Genomic DNA, 21075 nt, shown 5'->3' with positions numbered 1-21075 from the left:
GTAAAAACGAGAAACGGGTTCCCGCGGCCGGCGCAGGAACCCGTTCTTCGACGGACAAGAATGGCGGCTTGGGAACGTTACGCCGCCCTCTCCCGACCTATGCCGCTTTGCCCTGACTCTCAGTCGCCTCGCTGCCGACCTCGAAATTGGCCATCCGCTCCAGCGCCCTGACCAGCGCCGAATGATCTTCTTTCGCACCACCATTGGCGGCGCAGGAATTGAACAGTTGTTGCGTGGTCGAGGTGTTGGGCAGGGAGACGCCGAGCGCCTTGGCGCCTTCCAGCGCCAAATTGAGGTCCTTCTGGTGCAGTTCGATGCGGAAGCCTGGCGCGAAGGTGCGCTTGACCATGCGCTCGCCATGCACTTCCAGAATGCGCGAAGCCGCCAGCCCGCCCATCAGCGCCTGCCTGACCTTGGCCGGCTCGGCACCGGCTTTCGAAGCAAAAACAAGCGCTTCGGCGACGGCTTCAATGGTCAACGCGACGACGATCTGGTTGGCGACCTTGGTGGTCTGGCCGACACCGTTGGGGCCGACCAAGGTGATGTTCTTGCCCATCTTCTCGAACACGGGCTTGGCGCGTTCAAAAGCCTTTTCCTCGCCGCCGACCATGATGGTGAGCGACGCCGCCTTGGCGCCGACCTCGCCGCCCGAAACCGGCGCATCGAGATAATCGCAGCCGAGATCGTTGATCTTGCGGGCGAAGGTCTTGGTCTCGATCGGCGAGATCGAGCTCATGTCGATGACCAGCTTGCCTTTGGACAGGCCGGAGGCGACGCCGTTGTCGCCGAACAGCACATCGGCCACCTGCGGCGTGTCGGGCACCATGGTTATGATGATGTCGGCACCCTTAGCCACGGCGGCATGGCCGGTGACTGTTTTCAGCCCCCTGGCGATGAGCTCGGCCGGAGGCTTGCCGCGATGGTCGCTGGCGATGACATGATAGCCGGCGTCGAGCAGATGCCCCGCCATCGGCGCGCCCATGATGCCGAGGCCGATGAAGCCTATGATTTCCATTGGTTTACTCCTGAAGTTCTTGGCTCGAATTCATCCAGAGGTGGCGCTGCCCCTCATCCGCCTGCCGGCACCTTCTCCCCGTATAGCGACGGGGAGAAGGAAGATGCTTAAGCCGCCGCGCTTCCCTGCCCGGCCAGATCCCGGAACCATCCAAGCCCGGCCTCAGTGCCGGCCTTCGGCTTGTATTCGGCGCCGATCCAGCCGGAATAGCCGATGCGGTCGATGTGGTCGTATAGGAAGGGATAGTTGATCTCGCCCGTTCCCGGCTCGTGGCGGCCGGGATTGTCCGCAAGCTGGATATGCGCGATGCGGCCGAGGTTTGCCTCGATTTTACGGGCGAGATCCCCCTCCATGATCTGCATGTGATAGATGTCGTATTGCAGGAACAGGTTTTTTGAGCCGACGCGGTCGATCAGCGCCAGAGCCTGGTCCGAATAATTGAGGAAGAAACCTGGGATGTCGCGGGTGTTGATCGGCTCGATCAGCAGCCTGATGCCGGCCTGTTCCAGCTTCTCCGCCGCGAAGGCGAGGTTTTCGGCGAAAACATCCTCCAACACCTTGCGGTCGACGCCGGCGGGCGCGATGCCGGCCAGGCAATTGACCTGCGGGCAGCCCAGCGCCTGCGCATAGGTGATCGCCTTGGCGATGCCCTGGCGGAATTCGGGCACGCGGTCCGGCAGCACGGCGATGCCGCGCTCGCCCTTGGCCCAGTCGCCGGCCGGCAGGTTGAACAGCACCTGCGTCAAGCCGTTCTTCTTCAGCCTTGCCGCCACCACCTCGGGCGCATGGTCGTAAGGACCGATATATTCGACGCCCTTGAAGCCGGCGCGGGCGGCGGCGTCGAAGCGGTCGAGGAAATCATGCTCGCCAAAGAGCATCGACAGGTTGGCTGAAAAACGCGGCATTCCTTTTCTCCTAATCCAACATCACGATCGCGGTGGGAGCATCTTCCTGGTGTTCGGCAAGGTCCTCGAATTCGGTGATCTTGTCGATCTCTGTGCCCATGGAGATGTTGGTGACCCGCTCGAGGATGAATTCGAGCACGACCGGGACCTGGTGTTCCTTCATCAGCCGCTGCGCCTCCCTGAAGGCGCCGGCAAATTCTTCCGGCTTGCGCACCCGGACCGCCTTGCAGCCCATCGCCTCGGCAACGGCGACATGGTCGACGCCGTAGCCGGCTTCGGGATCGCCTGATCGGTTGATGTTCTCGAAGGCCAGGCTCACCTCATAGTCCATCGAGAAGCCGCGCTGCGCCTGGCGGATCAGGCCGAGATAGGCGTTGTTCACGACGACGTGGATGTAGGCCAGCTTGTGCTGCGCGCCGACCGCCAGTTCCTCGATCATGAACTGGAAATCATAATCGCCCGACAGCGCCACGATGGTGCGGTCCGGGTCCGCGGCGCGCACGCCAAGCGCTGCCGGCAGCGTCCAGCCGAGCGGCCCGGCCTGGCCGCAATTGATCCAGTTTCGCGGCTTGTAGACATGCAGGAACTGCGCCCCGGCGATCTGCGACAGGCCGATCGTGGTGACATAGGTGACGTCGCGGCCGAACGCCTTGTTCATCTCCTCATAGACACGCTGCGGCTTCAGCGGCACCTGGTCGAAATGCGTCTTGCGCTTCATCGTCTTCTTGCGCCCCTGGCATTCCTTTGCCCAGCCAGACCAGTCGCGCAGCTTGCCGGCCGTCTTCCACTCGGTGGCGACGTCGAGCAGTATCTTCAGCGCGGCACCGGCATCCGAGACGACGCCGAGGTCCGGCGCGAAGACACGGCCAATTTGAGTGGGCTCGATGTCGACATGGATGAATTTCTTACCCTTGGTATAGACGTCGACCGAACCGGTGTGGCGGTTGGCCCAGCGGTTGCCGATGCCGAAGACGAAATCGGCTTCAAGCATGGTCGCATTGCCGTAGCGGTGCGAGGTCTGCAGGCCGCACATGCCGGCCATCAACCGGTGGTCGTCTGGGATGGCGCCCCAGCCCATCAGCGTCGGGATGACCGGGACGCCGGTGATTTCAGCGAACTCGATCAGCAGATCCGACGCATCGGCGTTGATGATGCCGCCGCCGGCGACGATCAGCGGCTTGTCGGCCGCGTTGAGCATCGTCAGCGCCTTTTCGGCCTGGGCGCGGGTCATTGCCGGCTTGAACGGCGCCAGCGGTTCGTAGGCATCGATGTCGAATTCGATCTCGGCCAGTTGCACGTCGACCGGCAAGTCGATCAGCACCGGGCCGGGCCGCGACGAGCGCATGAGATGAAACGCCTTCTGCAGCGCCATGGGGACGAGATAAGGCTCCATGACGGTAACCGCCCATTTGGCGACGGGCGCCGCGATGGCTGATATGTCGACGGCCTGGAAATCTTCCTTGTTGAGCCGCGCCCGCGGCGCCTGACCGGTGATGCATAGGATCGGGATGGAATCGGCCGCCGCCGAGTAAAGCCCGGTGATCATGTCGGTGCCGGCCGGCCCCGAAGTGCCGATGCAGAGCCCGATATTTCCCGCCTTGGCACGGGTATAACCTTCAGCCATGTGCGAGGCGCCCTCTACGTGGCGGGCCAGGACATGGCGGATCGTGCCTCGCGCCTTCAGTGCCGAATAGAGCGGATTGATCGCCGCGCCCGGCACGCCGAAGGCGCAGGAAATGCCTTCCTTTTCGAGAACGAGAACCGCGGCATCGACAGCGCGCATCCTGGCCATTTTCCGCCCTCCACAGGGTTTGTCATTGTTGGATGGCCTGTTATCTCAGCAAGCCAGCTATTTTTCAATTTTTTCAGAATATTTTTTCATTTCTAGAAAACGACAGCTTCATGCTGATTCAATTGTATTTTTCGTTTTCCAAGAATTTTCCTCCTCCCAGAGTGAAAAACTATTTCATTGCTTGTTTGACGAAATCGGCAAGAATGCCGCTATGGAAACCACCGAGAAACGACAGCGCGGCCGTCCGCGTGCTTTCAACGGGCCCAGCGAAGCCAATTCAGTGCAATCGCTCGACCGGGCCTTGCGTATCCTGGCCATTGTCGCCGAGGGCAGCGGCCTGTCGCTGAGCGAGATTGCGGCGCAGAGCGGCCTTGCCGCCTCCACCGCCTACCGCATGCTGACGACGCTCCAGAACCACGGCATGGTCGAGTTCGACACCTCAGACCAGTTGTGGTCGATCGGCGTCGAGACCTATCGCATGGGCGCGGCGTTCCTGCGCCGCCGCAAGCTGGTCGACCGTGCCCGCATCGTTATGCAGGAACTGATGGAGAAGACCGGCGAGACTGCCAATCTCGGTGTCGCCGAGGATGATTGCGTGGTGTTTGTCAGCCAGGTCGAGACGCACCAGGCAATCCGCGCCTTCTTCCGTCCAGGAACACGCAGCCCCTTCCACGCGTCCGGCATCGGCAAGGCGGTGCTGGCGCATCTGGAGCCGGAGCGGGTCGGCACCATCTTGCGCAAGGCCGGTCTGCAGCGCTTCACGGACAAGACGCTTTCCGAGATCCCGGCCCTCGCCCACGATCTGGCGGCCATCAAGCAGCGTGGCTGGTCGGTCGATGACGAGGAGCGGCACCCCGGCATGCGCTGCGTGGCGGCGGCCATCTTCAACGAATTCGGCGAACCGATCGGCGGCGTCTCGGTGTCGGGGCCGACCGTGCGGGTGACGCCGGAGCGGCTGGCCGAGATCGGGCCGATGGTGCGCAGCGCGGCGGCCGAGGTGACCAGGATGATCGGCGGCGAGCAAGCCGGCTGATCAGCTTGCCCCGGGCAGCGCGCTCTTGGTCGCGATGTCGAAGAAATCGAGCAGGATGGCCATGCCGACACCGCAGGCGGTGAAGATGAGGCCGGCCATGAAGATGCGGTTGGCGCGTTCATAGACTCGCCGCTGCAGGGAGTCGATGTCGAGCAACAGGGACAACGCCCGCATCTGCAAGGCGATGCCGGCCAGGATCGGCAGGACGGCGACAAGATGATAGGCCCGCCACGGAATCGGGTTAGCCGCCCAATGGGTGATGAAGCCCAGCGAAAACGCCAGCAGGATGCCGACAGTGGTGACGGTGCCGTTGCGAAAAACCGTCTCGATCAGATCTTCCCTCAGATCTTCCTTGGGGTCCTGCTCGTCCAAGCCACCCTCCCCTGCGTTGGCGCTCGAATGAGAAGATTAGACGTTCGCAAAATCGCTGTACACCGCCGGCGGCACGGACTCCGGCTTGCCGTGGCGTTCGAATGCGTGCGAAAGGGCACGGATGCGGAAAACGGTTCAGCTTTTGCTTACCGCTTCACTTTGCGGATGCGTGGCGGCGGCACCTCGACCTGATGTCGGCGGCGGCCAACGTGTCGATCCCATCCCAATCCCGCTTGCCCTCGAGGAGATCATAACCACCGGCATCCGTCAGCGTTTGCCGGATCCTGCTTCCGCCAGGTTCGGAAGGATGCTTGCCGGCGAACGGACGCTGAGCGGCCGCAAGGAGGTCGTCGTCTGCGGCTTCGTCAACGGCAAGAATCCGTCCGGCAGCTATGGCGGCGACCAAGCCTTCATTGCCAAGATCTACCCGGATTCGGGAAGCAGCTTCGAACTCGTCGCCATGGGCGACGCTTCGGAAACGAGGCATATCGTCGGCAGCACCTGCAGCGCGGCCGGATTGCCGATCTCCGAGTCCAACCCGAAGACGTCGCCGTAAATATATGTACGACAACGGAAAAAGGGGCTCGGATGAGCCCCCTTTCCGTTTAACCGGTCCTCCTCCTAGAGCCGGCAATAGTGGCTATAGCCGTCGCGGCCGATATAGGTGTCGGAGTCCGGATCATAGCTCGCATAACGATCGAAGCAGCGGCGGACGTGCCAGGAACCACCGTCTTCGTCGACATAGACGGTCCGCGGCGGCTGCTGGGCCAGCAGGCTGCCCAGGACAAACCCGCCGACGCCGGCGGCAATGCCGATGCCGAGGTCGTGGTGATGCGAATGAGCCGCTGAAGGCTGAACGGTGCCGACCAACGCGGTGGCGGCAACTGTGGTGGCGATGAGGCCGGAAACGAGTGTGCGCTTGAACATGACGATCTCCTTGCTTCGTTGACCGAGGCGATCCATCCGCCTCTTGATCATCTGTCGTTGCGGCAAGTAAAAAGGTTCGATCCTTTTTCAATATTTTTTTCAGAGACCTACCGGCCGTCCCAGTATCCGGCATCTTTCATTTCGCCCCGACGATCGCAAAAATCACCTCGAACAAAAAGGGCGGCCGAAGCCGCCCGTCTTGGGAGAATTGGGTCCCTCCATCAAAGGAAAATGATAACCTTGCCGTGGCCGTGGTGATGATGGAGGTGGTGCCACCACCTCACCCCATGCCCGTGATGTGACGAAGCCAGAAGGCGAGCGCGATGAAGCCGATGATGGTGGTCACGCCAGTCCAGTCGACATTGGCTTTCTTCACATCGCTGATGAGCCTCACCAGCAGCATCCAGGCGATGACGACGATGGGGAGAATGATGACAAGCCTGATCATGCGACACTCCGGTCCGAAGCAGTTGCACCTTCGCCTTATGTAGGAAGCTCGTTTGCGGATTTCAGCATGTGCGGCCACGGCGTCATCCACCGCTGGGGTAACCGAAAATCGAGTTTTGTCTTTACTGGCGCAGCAAATATGCTACCGGAGCGCAAGTGCCCTTGTAGCTCAGCTGGTAGAGCAGCGGTTTTGTAAACCGAAGGTCGGCGGTTCGATTCCGTCCGGGGGCACCAGTTCTGACCAGCGATCCTTCGAGAGCTTGAAGCCCTTCCGGGCTCGGCCCTGAGCGCCGATATTCCCTATGAAGCGCTCGCAATTTGCTCAGATGCGTTCGTCCTGATGAACGTATTTCTCACCCTGACCGACTTATAGACATAAGCGACCCAGATGCCGGCCCCAACGAACGAGGCTATCGGCGCCACCAGCGCATCGCCTGCAAGCACCTGATTCACCGGAACGCCCAGAATCGACACGATCCAGATCGTGTCCAGGATGAACACGACCGGGATCGCAACCCACTGGAAAAGAAACAATTGCGGAAAGCGGTGGCTTCGCCGCAGCATCGAAACGAGCACAACCAGCTGAAGCGCCAGAAATGCCAGATTAAGGGCGACCTCGCCATACACCGCCAGCGGCCCATTTGAGAGGGTCATGAGCTGCTGGTAGCCGTCGGCGGAGTTTGCAAAGTCGGCGAGTGTGCGCAGCGGTGATAACGCCTGGCCGATCGCCAGCAGCATCAGCCATCCACCGAAGCCCACGAGAGCCTCAGGATTCCGTGACGGCTTCGCGGCAGATCGAACGGCAAAGAAAACCGGCACGCCGATCAATAGCAGCACGATTACCCAATGCCAGATGGAAAACGCCCCCATTTACCCCTCCCCATTTAATGCCCTTCCAGGTTGTATCAGATTTCAAATTCAACTCAAGAGGCGCGATGGCGTGGAAACGGCGTCTGACTCCTACAACGGCGATTTTTCCTGCCACCTCCTGACAGGTCCGTCTCTCACACGCCGATCGCCGCCACCAAGATCCGGTTCTGCCGTCTTATCGCCGCGCGCAGTTCCGGAATCTTGGCCTCGTCGCGTTTCACGAATTCGATGAACATCATGTTCATGTTGTTGAAGATCAGTTCGCCCAGAGCCACCCCGTCCAAGTCCTTGCGCACCAAGCCTGTTTCCTGGAGGCGGGCGACCAACGCGCTTATCTGCTCGGTAAGCTCCCGGTCGAGCGCGGTGTAGGCCTGGCCGAACGGGCTGTCGGGCAGCTGCGTCGAGATCGCCATCGCCTGCCGCCACATCTCCTTGCTGAGATAGTGCAGCGAATGCTCGATGTAGATGCCGACCAGGGTGTCAAGCGCGTCGCCGACATTGGCTGGCGGCCTGGCGACGACACCGCGCCCGGCATTGAGCACCTCGTTGACCTCGAGCGAGACGATGGCGCCGAGGATGTCGCCTTTGTTTTCGTAGTAATTGTAGATCGTGCCGATCGACACTTCGGCTTGTGCCGCGATCGCCTCGATCTTGGCGCCCTCATAGCCGGCTTCGCGGAAAAGTGCTGCCGCCGCCTCGATGATCCGGCGGTGCCGGTCCGCCTTCTGTCTTTCGCGCAATCCACTCATATCGGCCTCTTTGCCAGAAAATCATAATTGACTCAATTTTAGAATTGGTTCAAGTTTTGTCCAACAAGCCAGCAAGGCAGGGAGAACACTCGATGACCAGCAACACCCGGAATCCGCTTTCCACCCTGAAGTCCAACCTCGCCACCGCTTGCGCGGCCGCCGCGTTGCTCATCGCGGCGGGCGGTGCCCAGGCTGCCGATCTCAATGCGCTGATCTGGTGCGATCATTCCGATCCGGCGCTGCTGCAGCCCTTCGAGGCGGCCAACAACGTCAAGGTCAACGTCAAGGAGTTCGAGGGCACCGGTGCGGGGCTCGCCATCGTGGAGCAGTCGCAGCCTGGGGATTGGGACGTGATGGTGATCGACAGCATCGACGTGCCGCGCGGCGTCGAAAAAGGCCTGTTCGAGCCGCTGCCCGAAGACAAGCTGCCGCTGGCCGACCTGTTCCCACAGGTGAAGATGGACAAGTCCACGGTCGTCGACGGCAAGCGCTACGGCATCACCGAAAAGTTCGGCTACAACACAATCGGCTTCAACAAGACCAAGGTCGATCCGGCCGACATGCAGTCCCTCGAGTCGCTGACATCAGATAAATACAAGGGCAAGGTCGCCATTTACGACTACTATTTGCCGGTCATCGGCATGGCGGCGCTCGCCATCGGCAAGAAGACGTCGGACCTCACCGAGGCCGACCTTCCCGCCCTCAAGGACGAATTGCTCAAGATGAAGGCCAATGCCAAGCTGGTCGGCGAGGTGACCGCCAGCCAGACGGCGCTCGCCACCGGAGAAGTCGACATATTGGTTGGCGGCGGCGAATGGGTCACAGCGGGCCTCGCCAAGGAGAACCCGGCGCTCGACTTCTCGATCCCGAAGGAGGGTGCGGTGCTGTGGTCGCAGTCGCTGGCCATGTTCAAGGATTCCAAGAACAAGGACATGGCCTTGAAGTTCATCCAGTACATTATGAGCCCGGAAGGCCAGGCGCGGCTCGCCACCTCTTCCTGCTATTGGGGCATGCCGTCGAACACCAAGGCGGCGCTCACCGACGACCAGAAGAAAGTTCTGCGCTTCGACGAACAGCCGGGCTTCCTGGCCCGCGCCCAGGCCTATCCGGCGCCGAGCGCCGACCTCGACAAGAAGATGCAGGACATGTGGACCGAAATGCTGCAGGCAAAATGAGCCGATACCGCTCGTGAGCCCGGCTGGAGACAATCCCCTGCCCCGGGCGGGCTCTGCCCTGCCCCGGGCGGGCCGCGCCTTGCCCTGGGCGCTGGTCACTCCGGCGCTCGGCTGGACGCTGCTGTTCTTCGTGCTGCCGTTCCTTGCCATGGGGTTTTCCAGCCTGACGGCGCATGAAGGCGGCGGCTTCACGCTCGGCAACTACAGCCAATTCTTCGCCAACCCCTCCTACTGGCAGGCGATGGTGAACTCGCTGCAGGTGACGGCGATCGTCACCGTGGTCTCTGTGCTGCTCGCCTATCCCTTCGCCTGGATTCTTGCCGAACAGGTGCCGGAACGCTGGCAAAGGCTGGCGCTGATGCTGGCCGTGCTGCCGTTCTGGACGTCCTATGTCGTACGCTCCTATTCCTGGCTGCTGGTGCTGGCGCAGAATGGCGTCATCAACCGCGCGCTGACCGGCTCCGGCCTGATCAACGAGCCGCTGCAGCTCGCCAACACTCGGCTAGCCACCGTCACCGGCTTCGTGCATTTCTTCGTCATGTTGCTGACGCTGACCATCTTCGCCAATCTGAAGCAGCTCAGCCCGAGCTACCGCAAGGCCGCCGCCGATCTCGGCGCCGGGCCGGTGCGCACCTTCCTGCATGTCATCTTGCCGCTCACCTTGCCCGGCATCATGGTCGGCGCCTTCCTCACCTTCGTGCTGTGCATCGGAGACTACATCACGCCGCAGATTCTGGGCGGCAACAACGAGCTGCTGATGCCGCAGCTGGTGATGATGCAGATCGGCCGGCGCGGCGATTTTCCGCTGGCCTCGGCGCTGTCGATCATCCTGATGGCGGTGGTAACCGTCGCCTACCTCGCCTGCGCGCGTTGGCTGAAGATCGAGCGGGCCTGACAATGCGCCAGTCTGTCCGCATCGTTTCCTGGCTCTATGCGCTTGCCGTCTACGGCTTCATCTTCCTGCCGGTGGTCGTGCTGGTGCTGTTTTCGCTGCAGTCGACCTCCTTCCCCATTCCGCCGTTCACCGGCCCGTCATTGCGCTGGTACGAGGCGGTACTTTCCGACGCGCGGTTGACTTCGGCGCTGGTCAATTCGCTGCTGGTGGCCTCTATCTCGTCGCTGGCCGCCGTCACGCTCGGCTTCCTCTGCGCCTGGGGGTTTGCGCGCTTCGTGCTGCCCGGTTCGGGCTTGCTGCGCGGGCTGATCACGCTACCGCTGACGGTCAGCTATCTCATCATCGGCATGGGACTGCTGGTTCTGTTCAACTGGGCCGGCGTGCCGAAGTCGCTGCTGGCGGCCGGCATCGGCCATGTCGTGATCAACCTGCCGCTCTGCTTCGCCATCATCTACAGCCAGATGGGGGACCATCAGATCAACATCGAACGCGCCGCGCGCGATCTTGGCGCGCCGGAATGGAAGGTGCTGCTGCTGATCACTGTGCCAGTCATGGCACCGGCGATCTTCGCCGGCTTCTTCCTGTCGATGACGTTCTCCTGGGATGAATTCGTGATCTCCTTCCTTTTGACCCGCTTCGACACCACGCTGCCGGTCGAAATCTGGAACCTGCTGCGTTCCGGCCTCAACCCCAAGACAAACGCGGTCGGTTCTTTGGTCTTCGCCGTTTCCATCGTGCTGGTGGTGCTGTTCGAACTGACATTGCTGCGCCGGAGAAAGACATGACCGCGCCTCTGGTCGATATCCGCAACGTCTCCCATCGTTTTGGGCAGCTGGCGGTGCTGAAGGACGTCTCGCTGCGGATCGAACCGGGTAGCTACACGATCCTGCTCGGGCCATCGGGGTCCGGCAAGACGACGCTGCTGTCCATCCTGGGCGGCTTCGTCACCCCGAGCGAAGGCAAGGTGTTCATCCGCGGCGAGGACTGCACGTCCGTGCCACCGGCCAGGCGCCCGACGACGACGGTGTTCCAGGATTATGCGTTGTTTCCGCATATGAGCGTCGGCGGCAATGTCGGCTTTGGGCTGCGCATGCAAGGCGTTGATGGCGCGACCCGCGCCGCGAGGGCGCGTGAGGCGCTCGCGCTGGTCGGGCTGGCCGCCGCCTTCGACAAGAAACCGCACCAGCTTTCCGGCGGCCAGCGGCAGCGCGTGGCGCTGGCGCGCGCGCTGGTCATCGAGCCCGCGGTGCTATTGCTCGACGAGCCGCTCGGTGCGCTCGACCTCAAACTGCGCCGGCAGATGCAGGACGAGCTGAAGGCGATCCAGAAGCGGGTCGGGACCGCCTTCATCCATGTCACCCACGACCAGGAAGAAGCAATGGCGCTGGCCGACCATTGCGTGGTGATGAACGACGGCCGCATCGAGGACGAAGGGCCGCCCGAGCGCGTCTATGCCAGGCCGTCGACGCGTTTCGCGGCGACTTTCATGGGCGAGAGCACGATCCTTTCCGGAACCGTGGCGGAGGCAAAGGGCGGCACCGCGACCGTGGCAACGCCGATCGGCTCGGTCTGTGTGCCCGGCGCCGCGCAGGCCGGGGCGCAAGTTGCCCTCGCCATCCGTCCGGAACATCTTGTCCTCGGCGCCAATGAAGGCGGCGTCGGGCTCGGCATGGCAAAAATCAGCGACGTCGTATTCCAGGGCAGCTTCAAACGGGTGCTGGCCACCTCGACCGTGGATGCGGCACTGCGGTTCATCGCCAAGGCTCCGGCTTCCGCCACCGTCCAGACCGGCGACACGGTCGCGATTTCATGCCAGGCTGGCGACATGATCCTGCTGGCGAACTGAGGGATGAGCATGCTGCCGGTCATCGAGGCGCCGGATTGGTATGAAACCATCCGCATGGCCGACGGCGTGACGCTGATCCATGAGCCCTGGATCAAGCCGTTCTTCCGCTGCAACATGTGGCATGTGCGCGGCCGCGACCGGGATCTCCTGTTCGATACCGGGCTTGGCCATTTCAGCCTCAGGCGCCATGTGCCTTTGGTGAGCGAGCGCAAGCTGACCTGCGTCGCCAGCCACACCCATTTCGATCATATCGGCTGCCACCATGAATTTCCCGACCGTTGCGTGCACAGCGCCGAGGCGAAGATTCTTGCCGATCCGCGCAACGAATGGACCGCCGCCGGCACCTATGCCACCGAGGAGATGTTCGATCGCCAGCCGCATGGCTGGGACACGGCACGCTACAGAGTCAGGCCCGCGCCGGCCGACCGTCTGCTTGGGCATGGCGACATTCTGGATCTAGGCGACCGTGCCTTCGAGGTGATCCACACGCCCGGCCATTCGCCCGGCGGCATCGCGCTCTACGAGAAAAAGACCGGCATCCTGCTGTCCGGCGACATCATCTATGACGGGCCGCTGATCGACGACGTCTACCACTCGGATATACCGGACTACATGGAAACGCTGCTCGCCATGCGCGACCTCGATGTCTCGGTGGTGCATGGCGGCCATTTCCCGAGCTTCGGCAAGGTGCGCTACCGCCAGCTGATCGATGAGTACCTGGCGCGGAAGCGTCAGGCCGGCTGCCATCTGCGGCAGCGCCCCTGCTAAGGCATCAAGTCGAAGTGCCGTGGAAAGGCTTGATGCAGCAGGAGCAGCATGGTCTTGCGCAACACGTCGGTGTCGCGGCCGGCCGGATTGAGGTGATCCCGGTACCAGGCGCCATGAACCAGGTAGTTCAGATTGCGGCGGATCGGCTTTAGCGGCGGCGCGCGGCCGTTGAGCGGCCCGTGTGGCCGCCGTCTCATATCAATCGATTTCTACAGGAACGCCGGCGCCGGTTGAAGGACGCGCCGGTTTACCTCGCGAGGTCATGCAAGGCGCTGGCAAACACTTCTATGAGCTGACGATCCGAGAGACTTGCTTGGCGCGCTCAGCGGCCATGGCACTCTTCAGGTTGTGACAGGTGGAAGCGAGATCGTGTAGCGTGGTGGCGTCGACGCCTTCCGGCCTCTCCTCCATTGCCTCAGCCGGTCTCTCAAGCGGATCGGGGGTTTCTCGTAGATTGGAGCGGGCAAGCCGGCGATCTCATAGTAGCCGTCGAGAATGTTGGTTCGCAGCAATTGACGTTCCTGGGGATAAAAACTGAAATGCGCTACGGTCATGTCACCAAAGATCTTACCTGGCCGATCCAGTTTGGTCGGCAACGTCACCGACAGCCATTCTTCCTCATCGCCTGACGGCGGATGGAATCCGTCTCCCAGACTGACAATGTCCGACCCGAAAAATCCGATTGCATTGATCGAGAAGCGCGACAACCTGATCTCCCGGTCCGGCACCCGGAAATCATCAAGCCGATTGGTCCGGACGGCTTCGACGAAGACTGGATGAAGCGCCTCCGGGAAGCTGGCGTGAGCCCAGGAGAATTCGCACGACGCCTGGCAGGTAAGCGGGCCGTCTATCCTGACCCTGGAAAGCTGCTTGAGCAGTGAATTGCAGATCGCATTGTTGATGATCAGAGGTGCGTACCAGATGGCCGAGCCCCTTTCGGCCATGACCCTCGTCATGTACCGCTGAAAGAACCCGTCCTCGACAAAAACCACATCGTCGTCGAGGCGCAGGTAGAAAGCTTCGGCATCGTCGCAGAAACGATAGAAATCGCCGATGACATTGAAACCGCCATCGGCATGCGGAAGTTGCTTGATCCTGCAGCGCGGATCGCTGGCAGCCAATCGCTGGAGATAGGCCCGATCGGCTTCGTTGCGGCAATTGTCCCACAGATGCCATTCGTGCACCTCAGGGCTTTTCAGGACGTGATGACTGAGAAGGCGAAGATATTTCTCGCGGCCAGCCGGTGTCACAACAATCAGTTTCATGGAATGCTCGTCCTATGAGTGGCAGCGTATAGAAGCGGCGTCTTGGTCATCGGAAGCTATCGTTACGACAGTACAATGGCCGATCCCGGCAATAGCGGTTCGTAAAACAGGTTTCAGGCCACGAGCTTCCGGTTCTTGAATTGACACACTCGGCCTCGACACACCAGTCATACTGGCAATAAACCTTCTCCCTCGATGTCGGCCGGAAAATCGCCGGTCGCTGGCGGCCCTTTGCATCAATCTTGCTTTCGTGTAGGGCTCGCCGCCATTGTGAAATCACGGACCCGCGCATGACTGTCGAAAGCAGACCTTTGGCAAATGCGAACCACCACAATCTTGTCATCGTCAGGGCCGGCGACAACTCTCTTCATCGCGGATGGGGAGCGGCCGATCCCGGACGCGGGTTTGATCTGATCGTCATTTTCGACGCCTTGCCCGTTCGTCATACGCGGCCAGTGGGAATTCACGTAGCGACAGCAATGCCCAAGTCCGGTCGGACGGCCGAAGCGGAATACCAACAGTTGGCGTTGCAATATCGTTTCGGCGAGTTCTTTCCCCTGTCTTACGAGGCCGTCGACCGCAAAGGCAGGCTTTGGCGATCGCGACCCATCATCGGCCTGCGCATGGTGGCCAACTATGCCGTGGACCGAAATGAGTTTCGTCAGGCACGTCGACTGATGGAACTGTTATGGCGCCTTCCGCGCAGGCAATGTTTCAAGCCGGCCGACCTGTCTCAGATGATGCTCGAACCATGAGGACGGCAAATCCGCGAATGGACAAGAACCTGCTCGGCAAAGCCGACATTCTCATCGTCGGCGCCGGCTTTTATGGCGCGACGCTCGCCGAGCGCATCGCCACACAACTTGGCCGGCGCGTGCTGGTGATCGACTGGCGCCAACACATTGGCGGTAATGCCTACACCGAACAGGATCCCGCCACTGGCGTCGAGATCCACCGCTACGGGCCGCATCTGTTCCACACATCCAACGAAGAGGTCTGGAATTATCTGCGCGCCTTCACCGGTTTCACGAGCTATCGCCATCGTGGGTTCTCGACCTATCGCGACAAGGTCTATCCGCTGCCGATCAACCTTGCCACGATCTGCCAGTTCTTCGGCAAGCGGTTGAGCCCGGACGAGGCGCGCGGCATGATCACCGGACAGGCAGCCGAGCTTGGCGATCGCCCGCCGGCCAATCTCGAGGAGAAGGCGATATCCCTCGTCGGCCGTCCGCTATACGAGGCTTTCATCAAGGGCTATACCGCCAAGCAATGGCAGACAGACCCACGCGAACTGCCAGCGCAGATCATCGCGCGCCTGCCGGTCCGCTACACATTCGAGGACGGCTACTTCAACGACCGGTTCCAGGGCCAACCTGTGGATGGCTACACGGCGATCTTCGAAAAAATGCTCGCGCACGAGCTCATCGAAACACGGCTTGGCGTCGATTTTTTCGATATCAAACCCTTGCTGCCAAAAGACCTGCCGGTTGTCTACACCGGTCCGATCGACCGCTATTTCGACTACTTGGAGGGCGAACTCGGCTGGCGGACCATCGATATCGACCTCGAGGTCATGGACACGCCGGATCATCAGGGCACGGCGATCATGAACTATGCCGACGAAGCCGTGCCCTATACACGCGTGGTCGAATTCCGGCATTTCAATCCGGAACGTGAGCACAAGGGCGACAGGACACTCATCGGCCGCGAGTATTCCCGTTTTGCCAGTCGTTCCGACGAGCCTTACTACCCGATCGACACACGACGGGACCAGGCGGTGTACCGTCGCTATCTCGAACGGGCGGCCGCCGAGAAAAACCTGCATCTCGGCGGACGGTTGGGCACCTACCGATATCTCGACATGCACCAGGCAATCGGCGCGGCCTTGAAGGCCTTCGAAACCGTGCTTGGACCCTACTTCGCAGGCAAGCTCGATTCTGTCTCACGGTCGCTATGACAGGTCCAGTCCCTCAGGCCCTTGCCGCCGATCTGCCGTCGGTCGCAATCTGTCGGCTGAACCATTCGAAGGTGCGCTGGATCCCTTCCTCGTAGGCGGTCCTTGCCTCCCATCCAGGCAGAACCTGTCTTGCCAGGGTCAAGTCCGGGCAGCGGTTCGACGGATCCTGCGGAGCAGGCGCATGGTGTTCAATGCGGCTGCCCGGCACAAGCGAACTGACGAATTTCGCAATCTCGAGAACCGAGACCTCGCGATTGTTGCCGATGTTCAAGGGGCCCTGGTGAGAGACGCTGTCGCGCCAGAAGAAACGCTCCAAGCCATCGACGATGTCGTCGACGTAACCCCAGCTGCGCGATTGCGAGCCGTCGCCGTAGACGGTTAATATGCCTGTGGTCAGGGCTTGGCTTATAAAATTCGAAACGGCGCGGCCGTCATCGATGCGCGTTCGCGGCCCGTAGGTGTTGAACAGCCTGACGACACGGATATCGAGCCCGCTGATCCGTTGCTCTTCGAACAGCAGCGCCTCGGTGCAGCGCTTGCTCTCGTCATAGGAGGCCCGTGGCCCGGTGCAGTCCACAAACCCCCGATAGCTCTCCGGTTGCGGCGACACATGGGGGTCGCCATAGACTTCCGAAGTCGAGGCAAAGCAGAAGCGACCGCCGGGCTTGAGCAGTGACAGAAGATTGAGCGCACCGCCTATGTTGGCCCTGATCGTGCGCGCCGGCTCGCGCATGTACCATACCGGCGAAGCCGGTGACGCGAGATGGATGATCTCGTCGAAATCCCGGCCGGCCGTGAACGTTTCGGCATCGGCGATCTGCAGGCTGAACCGCGGGTCCGCGACATGGGCGATGTTGTCGCGCAATCCGGTCCACAGATTGTCGACGACGACAAGCCTTTCCAGGTCATGGCGGCGCAGCAGGCGATCGACAAGATGGGAGCCAATGAAGCCACAGCCTCCAGATACCAACACGCTGCGCGGCATGGGCACTTCCTTCCAGAAACGACAGGAACAGTGCCCTATCAAGACCGAAAGTCTTCTAGCAGTGCTTTCATCGATGTCGCAATTGCAGCGATCAAAACTTGTCTTGCGCCAGCCGATCGCCGGTCGCCCGAGCATGAAACCGTGGCCGGGATATGTGGCGCGGGCGGGTAGGCGTTTTGGTGGGCTACAGCGCCCGTTGCGGGCAAGGCATTGCGGCTGCATCGCCGCAGCGGGAGGCCGTGGGCAACGGCCTGATGCTCCTGCTTTCCGACTGTCGCACGAGAGCGGCGAAGACCAGCGCGAAGCTACCCAGCATGAAAAAGACGATGATCAGGCGTGTTACCGGCAATATGACGGCCTCGTCTGGCTGGCGCGTGCTCTCCCCGAACATCAAGGTCATCCCGGGATCATGCGCACAAATCAAAACTGCCACAGCATCCTTTTGGCATCCCGAAGGATACGGCAATGCTGCGGGCGCCCCCGCGCCATCCATGCCGGCTAACATGATCCATCCATCTTTACGAGACTTTAAGCCCCGTCTTAACCATCACATTCGCACGTGCCCTGTCATGATGCGCGACCTGGCGGTCGCGACGATGGTGTCGCGACATGGCTTTGCCGGTGGCGCGACGGGTCTCTTTGCAGACTTGCCCGCACCATGCTACCCCGGCGCGGGCGCGGCCGGACCGCCGCCGCCAATCGGTCGTGATCGGGGAGCCATGAGCACAGCCAGCAGCATCGCCTTCGTCTCGTCCGACACATCCGACGCCAAGGCGGCGTTGGAGAGCCTGTCGGCGCGCTATGGCCAGCGTTCGATCGCCGAGGCCTCGATCGTGGTGGCCCTGGGTGGCGACGGATTCCTGCTGCAGACCTTGCGCGACACGATGGGGACCGGAAAGAAGGTCTACGGCATGAACCGTGGCACCATCGGGTTCCTGATGAATGAGTACCGTTCGGGAGGGCTCACCGAGCGGATTGCGGCCGCGGTCGCCGAAACCATCCGCCCGCTGGAAATGCTGGCCGTCACCTCGGAAGGCGAAACCGTCTCGGCGCTGGCGATCAACGAAGTGGCGCTGTGGCGCCAATCCTACCAGACGGCCAAGATCCGCATCAGCGTCGACGACCAGATACGGCTCGAGGAACTCAGTTGCGATGGCGTCATGATCGCGACGCCGGCCGGGTCCACCGCCTACAATCTTTCCGCGCACGGCCCGATCCTGCCACTCGACGCACCGCTTCTGGCATTGACGCCGGTCAGCCCGTTTCGCCCGCGCCGCTGGCGTGGCGCATTGCTGTCCAACAAGGCAACCGTGCGCTTCGATATTCTGGAGCCGGAAAAGCGGCCGGTGAACGCTGCCGCCGACCACACGGAGGTCAAGGCGGTGACCTCGGTAACGGTGCGCGAGTCGCCGACAGCGACGGCAACCTTGCTGTTCGACCCCAACCACTCCTGGAACGAGCGCATCCTGGCCGAACAGTTCCGGTACTGAGCCGGCATAGAGACAAGCGGCCGGATTAAGCACCGCGATTAAGGTTACAACTTCACAATCGCGCCAATCCCGCCCGTTTCTGTTGACAAATCGCGGACTTGCGCCTAATCGCAATGCCAATCTTGCAGGCGCGTGGCGCTTGCCGCGACGAATAACGTTGCGCCTCCCCGAACCAGCCAAAGACGACAACACTTGTCCTCAGACACCACGATCGCTCAAGAAGCGTTGACCTTTTCAGACCTCGGCCTGTCGCCGAAGGTGCTTTCCGCAGTTACCGATGCCGGCTATACGCAGCCGACGCCGATCCAGGCCGGTGCCATCCCGCACGCCCTGCTCGGCAAGGACGTGCTGGGCATAGCCCAGACCGGTACCGGCAAGACCGCCTCCTTCGTGCTGCCGATGCTGACCCGGCTGGAAAAGGGCCGCGCCCGCGCCCGCATGCCGCGCACGCTGATCCTCGAGCCGACTCGCGAGCTTGCCGCGCAGGTCGAAGAAAACTTCGTCAAATACGGCAAGAACCACAAGCTCAACATCGCGCTCCTGATCGGCGGCGTATCGTTCGACGAGCAGGACAAGAAGCTCGAGCGTGGCGCCGACGTGCTGATCGCGACACCTGGTCGTCTCCTCGACCACCGCGAGCGCGGCAAGCTTTTGCTCAACGGCGTCGAAATCCTCGTCATCGACGAGGCCGACCGGATGCTCGACATGGGCTTCATCCCCGATATCGAGCGTATCTGCGAGATGATCCCGTTCACCCGGCAGACGCTGTTTTTCTCGGCGACCATGCCACCGGAAATCACCAAGCTGACGGAAAAATTCCTGCACGCGCCGGTGCGTGTCGAGGTTTCCAAGGCTGCGTCGGCGGCCACCAACATTATCCAGCGACTGGTCAAATCCGGCTCCAAGCCGTGGGACAAGCGCGAGACGCTGCGCAACCTGATACGGGCCGAGGACGCGGAGCTGAAGAACGCCATCATCTTCTGCAACCGCAAGATCGAAGTGTCGGAACTGTTCCGCTCGCTGCTGAAGTATGATTTCGATGCCGGCGCCCTGCATGGCGACATGGACCAGCGCGCCCGCATGCAAATGCTGGCCAACTTCCGGGACGGCAAGCTTCGCTACCTCGTGGCTTCGGACGTCGCCGCGCGCGGCCTCGACATTCCCGACGTCAGCCATGTCTTCAACTATGACGTACCGATTCATGCCGAGGACTATGTCCACCGCATCGGCCGCACCGGCCGCGCCGGGCGCTCCGGCAAATCCTTCACCATCGCGACCAAGTCCGACACCAAATACATCGACGCCATCGAACGGCTGATCGGCACCAAGATCGAGTGGCATGACGGCGACCTGTCGACCGTGGTCGCCAGCGAAGGTGAAGACGATGCGCCGCGCCGGGGCAAGGGCGCGCCACGCCGCGCCGGCCGCAAGGACGATGATCGCAAGGACAGGGGCGAGCGCAAAAAGGGCGGCGAACGTCGCGCCAGACACAGCGAGGAAGATGCCTCAAGCGCGGTCGCACAGCAGGAACAGCCCGATGTGGCCGAGACGGCTGTCGCCGACATCGGCGAGCGGCGCGCGCGCAAGGATGCGATCCGCTCGGAAAACAGCGAGCGCAAGGGCTCCGCGGATCGCGCGCCGGAACGCGGCGACACCAGACCGCAGCGCGACAGCAACCGCCCTGCCCGCCATCGCCACCAGGAAGATAACGACACCACCATTGGCTTCGGCGACGACATGCCGGCCTTCATGCGCATCGTCGCCAAGGTCTGATCCCGACCGCTTTCTAGACAGGCCAGCCGGCTTGCCCTTTCGGTAAGCTTCTGGCCCTGTTCAGCCGCTACATTGGGCCCGGCATCATCTTGGTCGGCTTTTCCAGCATCGGAAACTCGGCCTTGCTGCATTTCACGTTCGGATTGGTCGGACTGAACATGCCGTTCGGATTGTCGCTGAACAGCCAGGCATGAAGATCGTAGTGGACGAACTCCCTCGGGATGAGCGGATAGTGTCCCTCCATCGGGCCCATGAAGGTTTGGCCAAACAGCTTCGGCGGCGCTTTGACATCCGGCGTCAGCGGCACCAGCCATTCCGCGCCGACCAACTTCAGGCCCTTCTTGGTTGGCTCGTAGATCAGGACGTTGGGCTTCATCGGGTCGAGTTTCTGGCCGACACTTGGCACATTGACGAAATGGATACCCATGGCGCCCTTCGGGTAATACATCGCGCCCGCTATCTTTTCTCCGCTGTAGTAGACGCAGCCGACCGTCGAAAGATAAAGGTCGCGGACGGCGGCCGTATAGTCCTCATATTTGGCGAGCGACTTTTTCAAGGCATCGATATCGGCCTTGCTGGCATCCTCGGCTCGTGCCGTGGCGAGGCCGAACCACACACCGGCAATGCTTGTCAAAACGAGGACGCCGCAGCGCCCAAGGCTGGCTGTTCTTGTCATGCATTCCTCCCAGACTTGCTAATTCTGGCCGTGCAAGACGGAGGCGGAAAATGCTTATCGCGCGGCCAGTTGCACCGCCTCATCCCCTCTGGAACGGCAATAATTCTATTCCTTTGGACGACCGCGGGAAAGCTA

General features: G+C 61.7%; 24 protein-coding genes and 1 tRNA gene. 12 read left to right on the top strand and 13 right to left on the bottom strand.

Annotated elements, in window-relative coordinates; genetic code table 11:
* Positions 1-97: 97 nt before the first annotated feature.
* From A3AU_RS0104685 to gcl, 3 genes are all read right to left on the bottom strand, one after another.
* Positions 98-1015: a 2-hydroxy-3-oxopropionate reductase gene (locus tag A3AU_RS0104685; RefSeq protein ID WP_027051768.1), complete on the bottom strand. Its 918-nt coding sequence runs from the start codon at positions 1013-1015 to the stop codon at positions 98-100.
* A gap of 107 nt (positions 1016-1122) precedes the next feature.
* A complete protein-coding gene (gene otnI, locus A3AU_RS0104680) occupies positions 1123-1920 on the bottom strand; it encodes a 2-oxo-tetronate isomerase (RefSeq protein WP_027051767.1) in 798 nt (265 codons plus the stop codon).
* Between the two features lie 10 nt (positions 1921-1930).
* The gene (gene gcl, locus A3AU_RS0104675; protein WP_027051766.1) at positions 1931-3712 is read right to left on the bottom strand and encodes a glyoxylate carboligase; all 1782 of its coding nucleotides are present in this window, start codon (positions 3710-3712) and stop codon (positions 1931-1933) included.
* Between the two features lie 211 nt (positions 3713-3923).
* On the opposite strand from gcl, the gene bhcR reads away from it, so the two are divergent.
* Positions 3924-4745: an HTH-type transcriptional regulator BhcR gene (gene bhcR / locus A3AU_RS0104670; RefSeq protein WP_027051765.1), complete on the top strand. Its 822-nt coding sequence runs from the start codon at positions 3924-3926 to the stop codon at positions 4743-4745.
* Here bhcR and A3AU_RS0104665 read toward each other — a convergent pair whose 3' ends face one another.
* Positions 4746-5117: a hypothetical protein gene (locus tag A3AU_RS0104665; RefSeq protein WP_027051764.1), complete on the bottom strand. Its 372-nt coding sequence runs from the start codon at positions 5115-5117 to the stop codon at positions 4746-4748.
* A gap of 307 nt (positions 5118-5424) precedes the next feature.
* Here A3AU_RS0104665 and A3AU_RS1000000140265 point away from each other — a divergent pair, with 307 nt between their 5' ends.
* Entirely contained in the window at positions 5425-5673 is a 249-nt protein-coding gene (locus A3AU_RS1000000140265; protein WP_245235415.1) for a hypothetical protein, read from the top strand.
* A 65-nt stretch (positions 5674-5738) separates the two neighbouring features.
* On the opposite strand, the gene A3AU_RS0104655 is transcribed toward A3AU_RS1000000140265, so the two are convergent.
* Positions 5739-6044, bottom strand: coding sequence for a BA14K family protein (locus A3AU_RS0104655; protein WP_027051762.1), 306 nt, complete (start codon positions 6042-6044; stop codon positions 5739-5741).
* 280 nt (positions 6045-6324) lie between these two features.
* Entirely contained in the window at positions 6325-6492 is a 168-nt protein-coding gene (locus A3AU_RS1000000139710) for a hypothetical protein (RefSeq protein WP_081294272.1), read from the bottom strand.
* 157 nt (positions 6493-6649) lie between these two features.
* Here A3AU_RS1000000139710 and A3AU_RS0104645 point away from each other — a divergent pair.
* A tRNA-Thr gene (locus tag A3AU_RS0104645) sits at positions 6650-6725 on the top strand.
* A 66-nt stretch (positions 6726-6791) separates the two neighbouring features.
* On the opposite strand, the gene A3AU_RS0104640 is transcribed toward A3AU_RS0104645, so the two are convergent.
* A complete protein-coding gene (locus A3AU_RS0104640) occupies positions 6792-7361 on the bottom strand; it encodes a DUF2569 family protein (protein ID WP_027051761.1) in 570 nt (189 codons plus the stop codon).
* Between the two features lie 134 nt (positions 7362-7495).
* Positions 7496-8110 (bottom strand): TetR/AcrR family transcriptional regulator, encoded by a 615-nt coding sequence (locus A3AU_RS0104635; RefSeq protein ID WP_027051760.1) that lies wholly within the window; start codon positions 8108-8110, stop codon positions 7496-7498.
* A 92-nt stretch (positions 8111-8202) separates the two neighbouring features.
* On the opposite strand from A3AU_RS0104635, the gene A3AU_RS0104630 reads away from it, so the two are divergent.
* Genes A3AU_RS0104630 through A3AU_RS0104610 form a run of 5 tightly spaced genes read left to right on the top strand, consistent with a single transcriptional unit; the run spans position 8203 to position 12794 of the window.
* A complete protein-coding gene (locus tag A3AU_RS0104630; RefSeq protein ID WP_027051759.1) occupies positions 8203-9285 on the top strand; it encodes a polyamine ABC transporter substrate-binding protein in 1083 nt (360 codons plus the stop codon).
* A gap of 13 nt (positions 9286-9298) precedes the next feature.
* Positions 9299-10180, top strand: coding sequence for an ABC transporter permease (locus tag A3AU_RS0104625; RefSeq protein ID WP_081709443.1), 882 nt, complete (start codon positions 9299-9301; stop codon positions 10178-10180).
* A gap of 2 nt (positions 10181-10182) precedes the next feature.
* Positions 10183-10965: an ABC transporter permease gene (locus A3AU_RS0104620; protein ID WP_027051757.1), complete on the top strand. Its 783-nt coding sequence runs from the start codon at positions 10183-10185 to the stop codon at positions 10963-10965.
* Positions 10962-12026: an ABC transporter ATP-binding protein gene (locus A3AU_RS0104615; RefSeq protein WP_027051756.1), complete on the top strand. Its 1065-nt coding sequence runs from the start codon at positions 10962-10964 to the stop codon at positions 12024-12026. Before A3AU_RS0104620 ends, A3AU_RS0104615 begins: the two co-directional genes overlap by 4 nt.
* A gap of 3 nt (positions 12027-12029) precedes the next feature.
* Complete coding sequence (locus A3AU_RS0104610) at positions 12030-12794, top strand: MBL fold metallo-hydrolase (protein ID WP_027051755.1); 765 nt, start codon at positions 12030-12032, stop codon at positions 12792-12794.
* On the opposite strand, the gene A3AU_RS0104605 is transcribed toward A3AU_RS0104610, so the two are convergent.
* Positions 12791-12991 carry a hypothetical protein gene (locus tag A3AU_RS0104605; protein ID WP_027051754.1) on the bottom strand — a complete coding sequence of 67 codons (201 nt, stop codon included), beginning with the start codon at positions 12989-12991 and terminating at the stop codon, positions 12791-12793. The genes A3AU_RS0104610 and A3AU_RS0104605 overlap by 4 nt on opposite strands.
* Positions 12992-13135: 144 nt before the next feature.
* Positions 13136-13915, bottom strand: coding sequence for a hypothetical protein (locus A3AU_RS0104600; RefSeq protein WP_245235414.1), 780 nt, complete (start codon positions 13913-13915; stop codon positions 13136-13138).
* 434 nt (positions 13916-14349) lie between these two features.
* Between A3AU_RS0104600 and A3AU_RS1000000138780 the strand changes: the two genes are divergently transcribed.
* Together A3AU_RS1000000138780 and glf are read left to right on the top strand one after the other, a co-directional pair.
* Positions 14350-14814: a hypothetical protein gene (locus tag A3AU_RS1000000138780; RefSeq protein WP_154674519.1), complete on the top strand. Its 465-nt coding sequence runs from the start codon at positions 14350-14352 to the stop codon at positions 14812-14814.
* Between the two features lie 17 nt (positions 14815-14831).
* On the top strand, positions 14832-16016 hold the full coding sequence (gene glf, locus A3AU_RS0104585; protein WP_027051750.1) for a UDP-galactopyranose mutase: 1185 nt from the start codon (positions 14832-14834) through the stop codon (positions 16014-16016).
* A 13-nt stretch (positions 16017-16029) separates the two neighbouring features.
* Here glf and A3AU_RS0104580 read toward each other — a convergent pair whose 3' ends face one another.
* Together A3AU_RS0104580 and A3AU_RS0104575 are read right to left on the bottom strand one after the other, a co-directional pair.
* On the bottom strand, positions 16030-17001 hold the full coding sequence (locus A3AU_RS0104580) for an NAD-dependent epimerase/dehydratase family protein (RefSeq protein WP_027051749.1): 972 nt from the start codon (positions 16999-17001) through the stop codon (positions 16030-16032).
* Positions 17002-17185: 184 nt separating this feature from the next.
* Positions 17186-17506, bottom strand: a complete 321-nt coding sequence (locus A3AU_RS0104575; protein WP_245235413.1) for a hypothetical protein — start codon at positions 17504-17506, stop codon at positions 17186-17188.
* A gap of 214 nt (positions 17507-17720) precedes the next feature.
* On the opposite strand from A3AU_RS0104575, the gene A3AU_RS0104570 reads away from it, so the two are divergent.
* Positions 17721-18491, top strand: a complete 771-nt coding sequence (locus A3AU_RS0104570; protein WP_027051747.1) for an NAD kinase — start codon at positions 17721-17723, stop codon at positions 18489-18491.
* 192 nt (positions 18492-18683) lie between these two features.
* Positions 18684-20264: a DEAD/DEAH box helicase gene (locus tag A3AU_RS0104565; RefSeq protein ID WP_027051746.1), complete on the top strand. Its 1581-nt coding sequence runs from the start codon at positions 18684-18686 to the stop codon at positions 20262-20264.
* Positions 20265-20331: 67 nt separating this feature from the next.
* Here A3AU_RS0104565 and A3AU_RS0104560 read toward each other — a convergent pair whose 3' ends face one another.
* Positions 20332-20940, bottom strand: coding sequence for a hypothetical protein (locus tag A3AU_RS0104560; RefSeq protein ID WP_027051745.1), 609 nt, complete (start codon positions 20938-20940; stop codon positions 20332-20334).
* Between the last annotated feature and the right edge of the window lie 135 nt (positions 20941-21075).

The organism is Mesorhizobium erdmanii USDA 3471, from assembly GCF_000472705.1.
Lineage (GTDB): Bacteria > Pseudomonadota > Alphaproteobacteria > Rhizobiales > Rhizobiaceae > Mesorhizobium > Mesorhizobium erdmanii.
Note: the sequence above shows the minus strand (reverse complement) of the source record. Positions and strands in the feature narration are given on the sequence as shown.

What these genes read in the sequence shown, in the direction of transcription:
- A3AU_RS0104615 (WP_027051756.1), top strand. Translation starts at nt 10,962, where the DNA reads ATGACCGCGCCTCTGGTCGATATCCGCAACGTCTCCCATCGTTTTGGG.
- otnI (WP_027051767.1), bottom strand. Translation starts at nt 1,920, where the DNA reads ATGCCGCGTTTTTCAGCCAACCTGTCGATGCTCTTTGGCGAGCATGAT.
- A3AU_RS0104685 (WP_027051768.1), bottom strand. Translation starts at nt 1,015, where the DNA reads ATGGAAATCATAGGCTTCATCGGCCTCGGCATCATGGGCGCGCCGATG.
- A3AU_RS0104630 (WP_027051759.1), top strand. Translation starts at nt 8,203, where the DNA reads ATGACCAGCAACACCCGGAATCCGCTTTCCACCCTGAAGTCCAACCTC.
- A3AU_RS1000000140265 (WP_245235415.1), top strand. Translation starts at nt 5,425, where the DNA reads ATGCTTGCCGGCGAACGGACGCTGAGCGGCCGCAAGGAGGTCGTCGTC.
- A3AU_RS0104580 (WP_027051749.1), bottom strand. Translation starts at nt 17,001, where the DNA reads ATGCCGCGCAGCGTGTTGGTATCTGGAGGCTGTGGCTTCATTGGCTCC.
- A3AU_RS0104635 (WP_027051760.1), bottom strand. Translation starts at nt 8,110, where the DNA reads ATGAGTGGATTGCGCGAAAGACAGAAGGCGGACCGGCACCGCCGGATC.
- A3AU_RS1000000138780 (WP_154674519.1), top strand. Translation starts at nt 14,350, where the DNA reads ATGACTGTCGAAAGCAGACCTTTGGCAAATGCGAACCACCACAATCTT.
- A3AU_RS0104655 (WP_027051762.1), bottom strand. Translation starts at nt 6,044, where the DNA reads ATGTTCAAGCGCACACTCGTTTCCGGCCTCATCGCCACCACAGTTGCC.
- A3AU_RS0104560 (WP_027051745.1), bottom strand. Translation starts at nt 20,940, where the DNA reads ATGACAAGAACAGCCAGCCTTGGGCGCTGCGGCGTCCTCGTTTTGACA.
- gcl (WP_027051766.1), bottom strand. Translation starts at nt 3,712, where the DNA reads ATGGCCAGGATGCGCGCTGTCGATGCCGCGGTTCTCGTTCTCGAAAAG.
- A3AU_RS0104610 (WP_027051755.1), top strand. Translation starts at nt 12,030, where the DNA reads ATGAGCATGCTGCCGGTCATCGAGGCGCCGGATTGGTATGAAACCATC.
- A3AU_RS0104620 (WP_027051757.1), top strand. Translation starts at nt 10,183, where the DNA reads ATGCGCCAGTCTGTCCGCATCGTTTCCTGGCTCTATGCGCTTGCCGTC.
- A3AU_RS0104640 (WP_027051761.1), bottom strand. Translation starts at nt 7,361, where the DNA reads ATGGGGGCGTTTTCCATCTGGCATTGGGTAATCGTGCTGCTATTGATC.
- A3AU_RS0104575 (WP_245235413.1), bottom strand. Translation starts at nt 17,506, where the DNA reads ATGTTAGCCGGCATGGATGGCGCGGGGGCGCCCGCAGCATTGCCGTAT.
- glf (WP_027051750.1), top strand. Translation starts at nt 14,832, where the DNA reads ATGGACAAGAACCTGCTCGGCAAAGCCGACATTCTCATCGTCGGCGCC.
- A3AU_RS0104605 (WP_027051754.1), bottom strand. Translation starts at nt 12,991, where the DNA reads ATGAGACGGCGGCCACACGGGCCGCTCAACGGCCGCGCGCCGCCGCTA.
- bhcR (WP_027051765.1), top strand. Translation starts at nt 3,924, where the DNA reads ATGGAAACCACCGAGAAACGACAGCGCGGCCGTCCGCGTGCTTTCAAC.
- A3AU_RS0104570 (WP_027051747.1), top strand. Translation starts at nt 17,721, where the DNA reads ATGAGCACAGCCAGCAGCATCGCCTTCGTCTCGTCCGACACATCCGAC.
- A3AU_RS1000000139710 (WP_081294272.1), bottom strand. Translation starts at nt 6,492, where the DNA reads ATGATCAGGCTTGTCATCATTCTCCCCATCGTCGTCATCGCCTGGATG.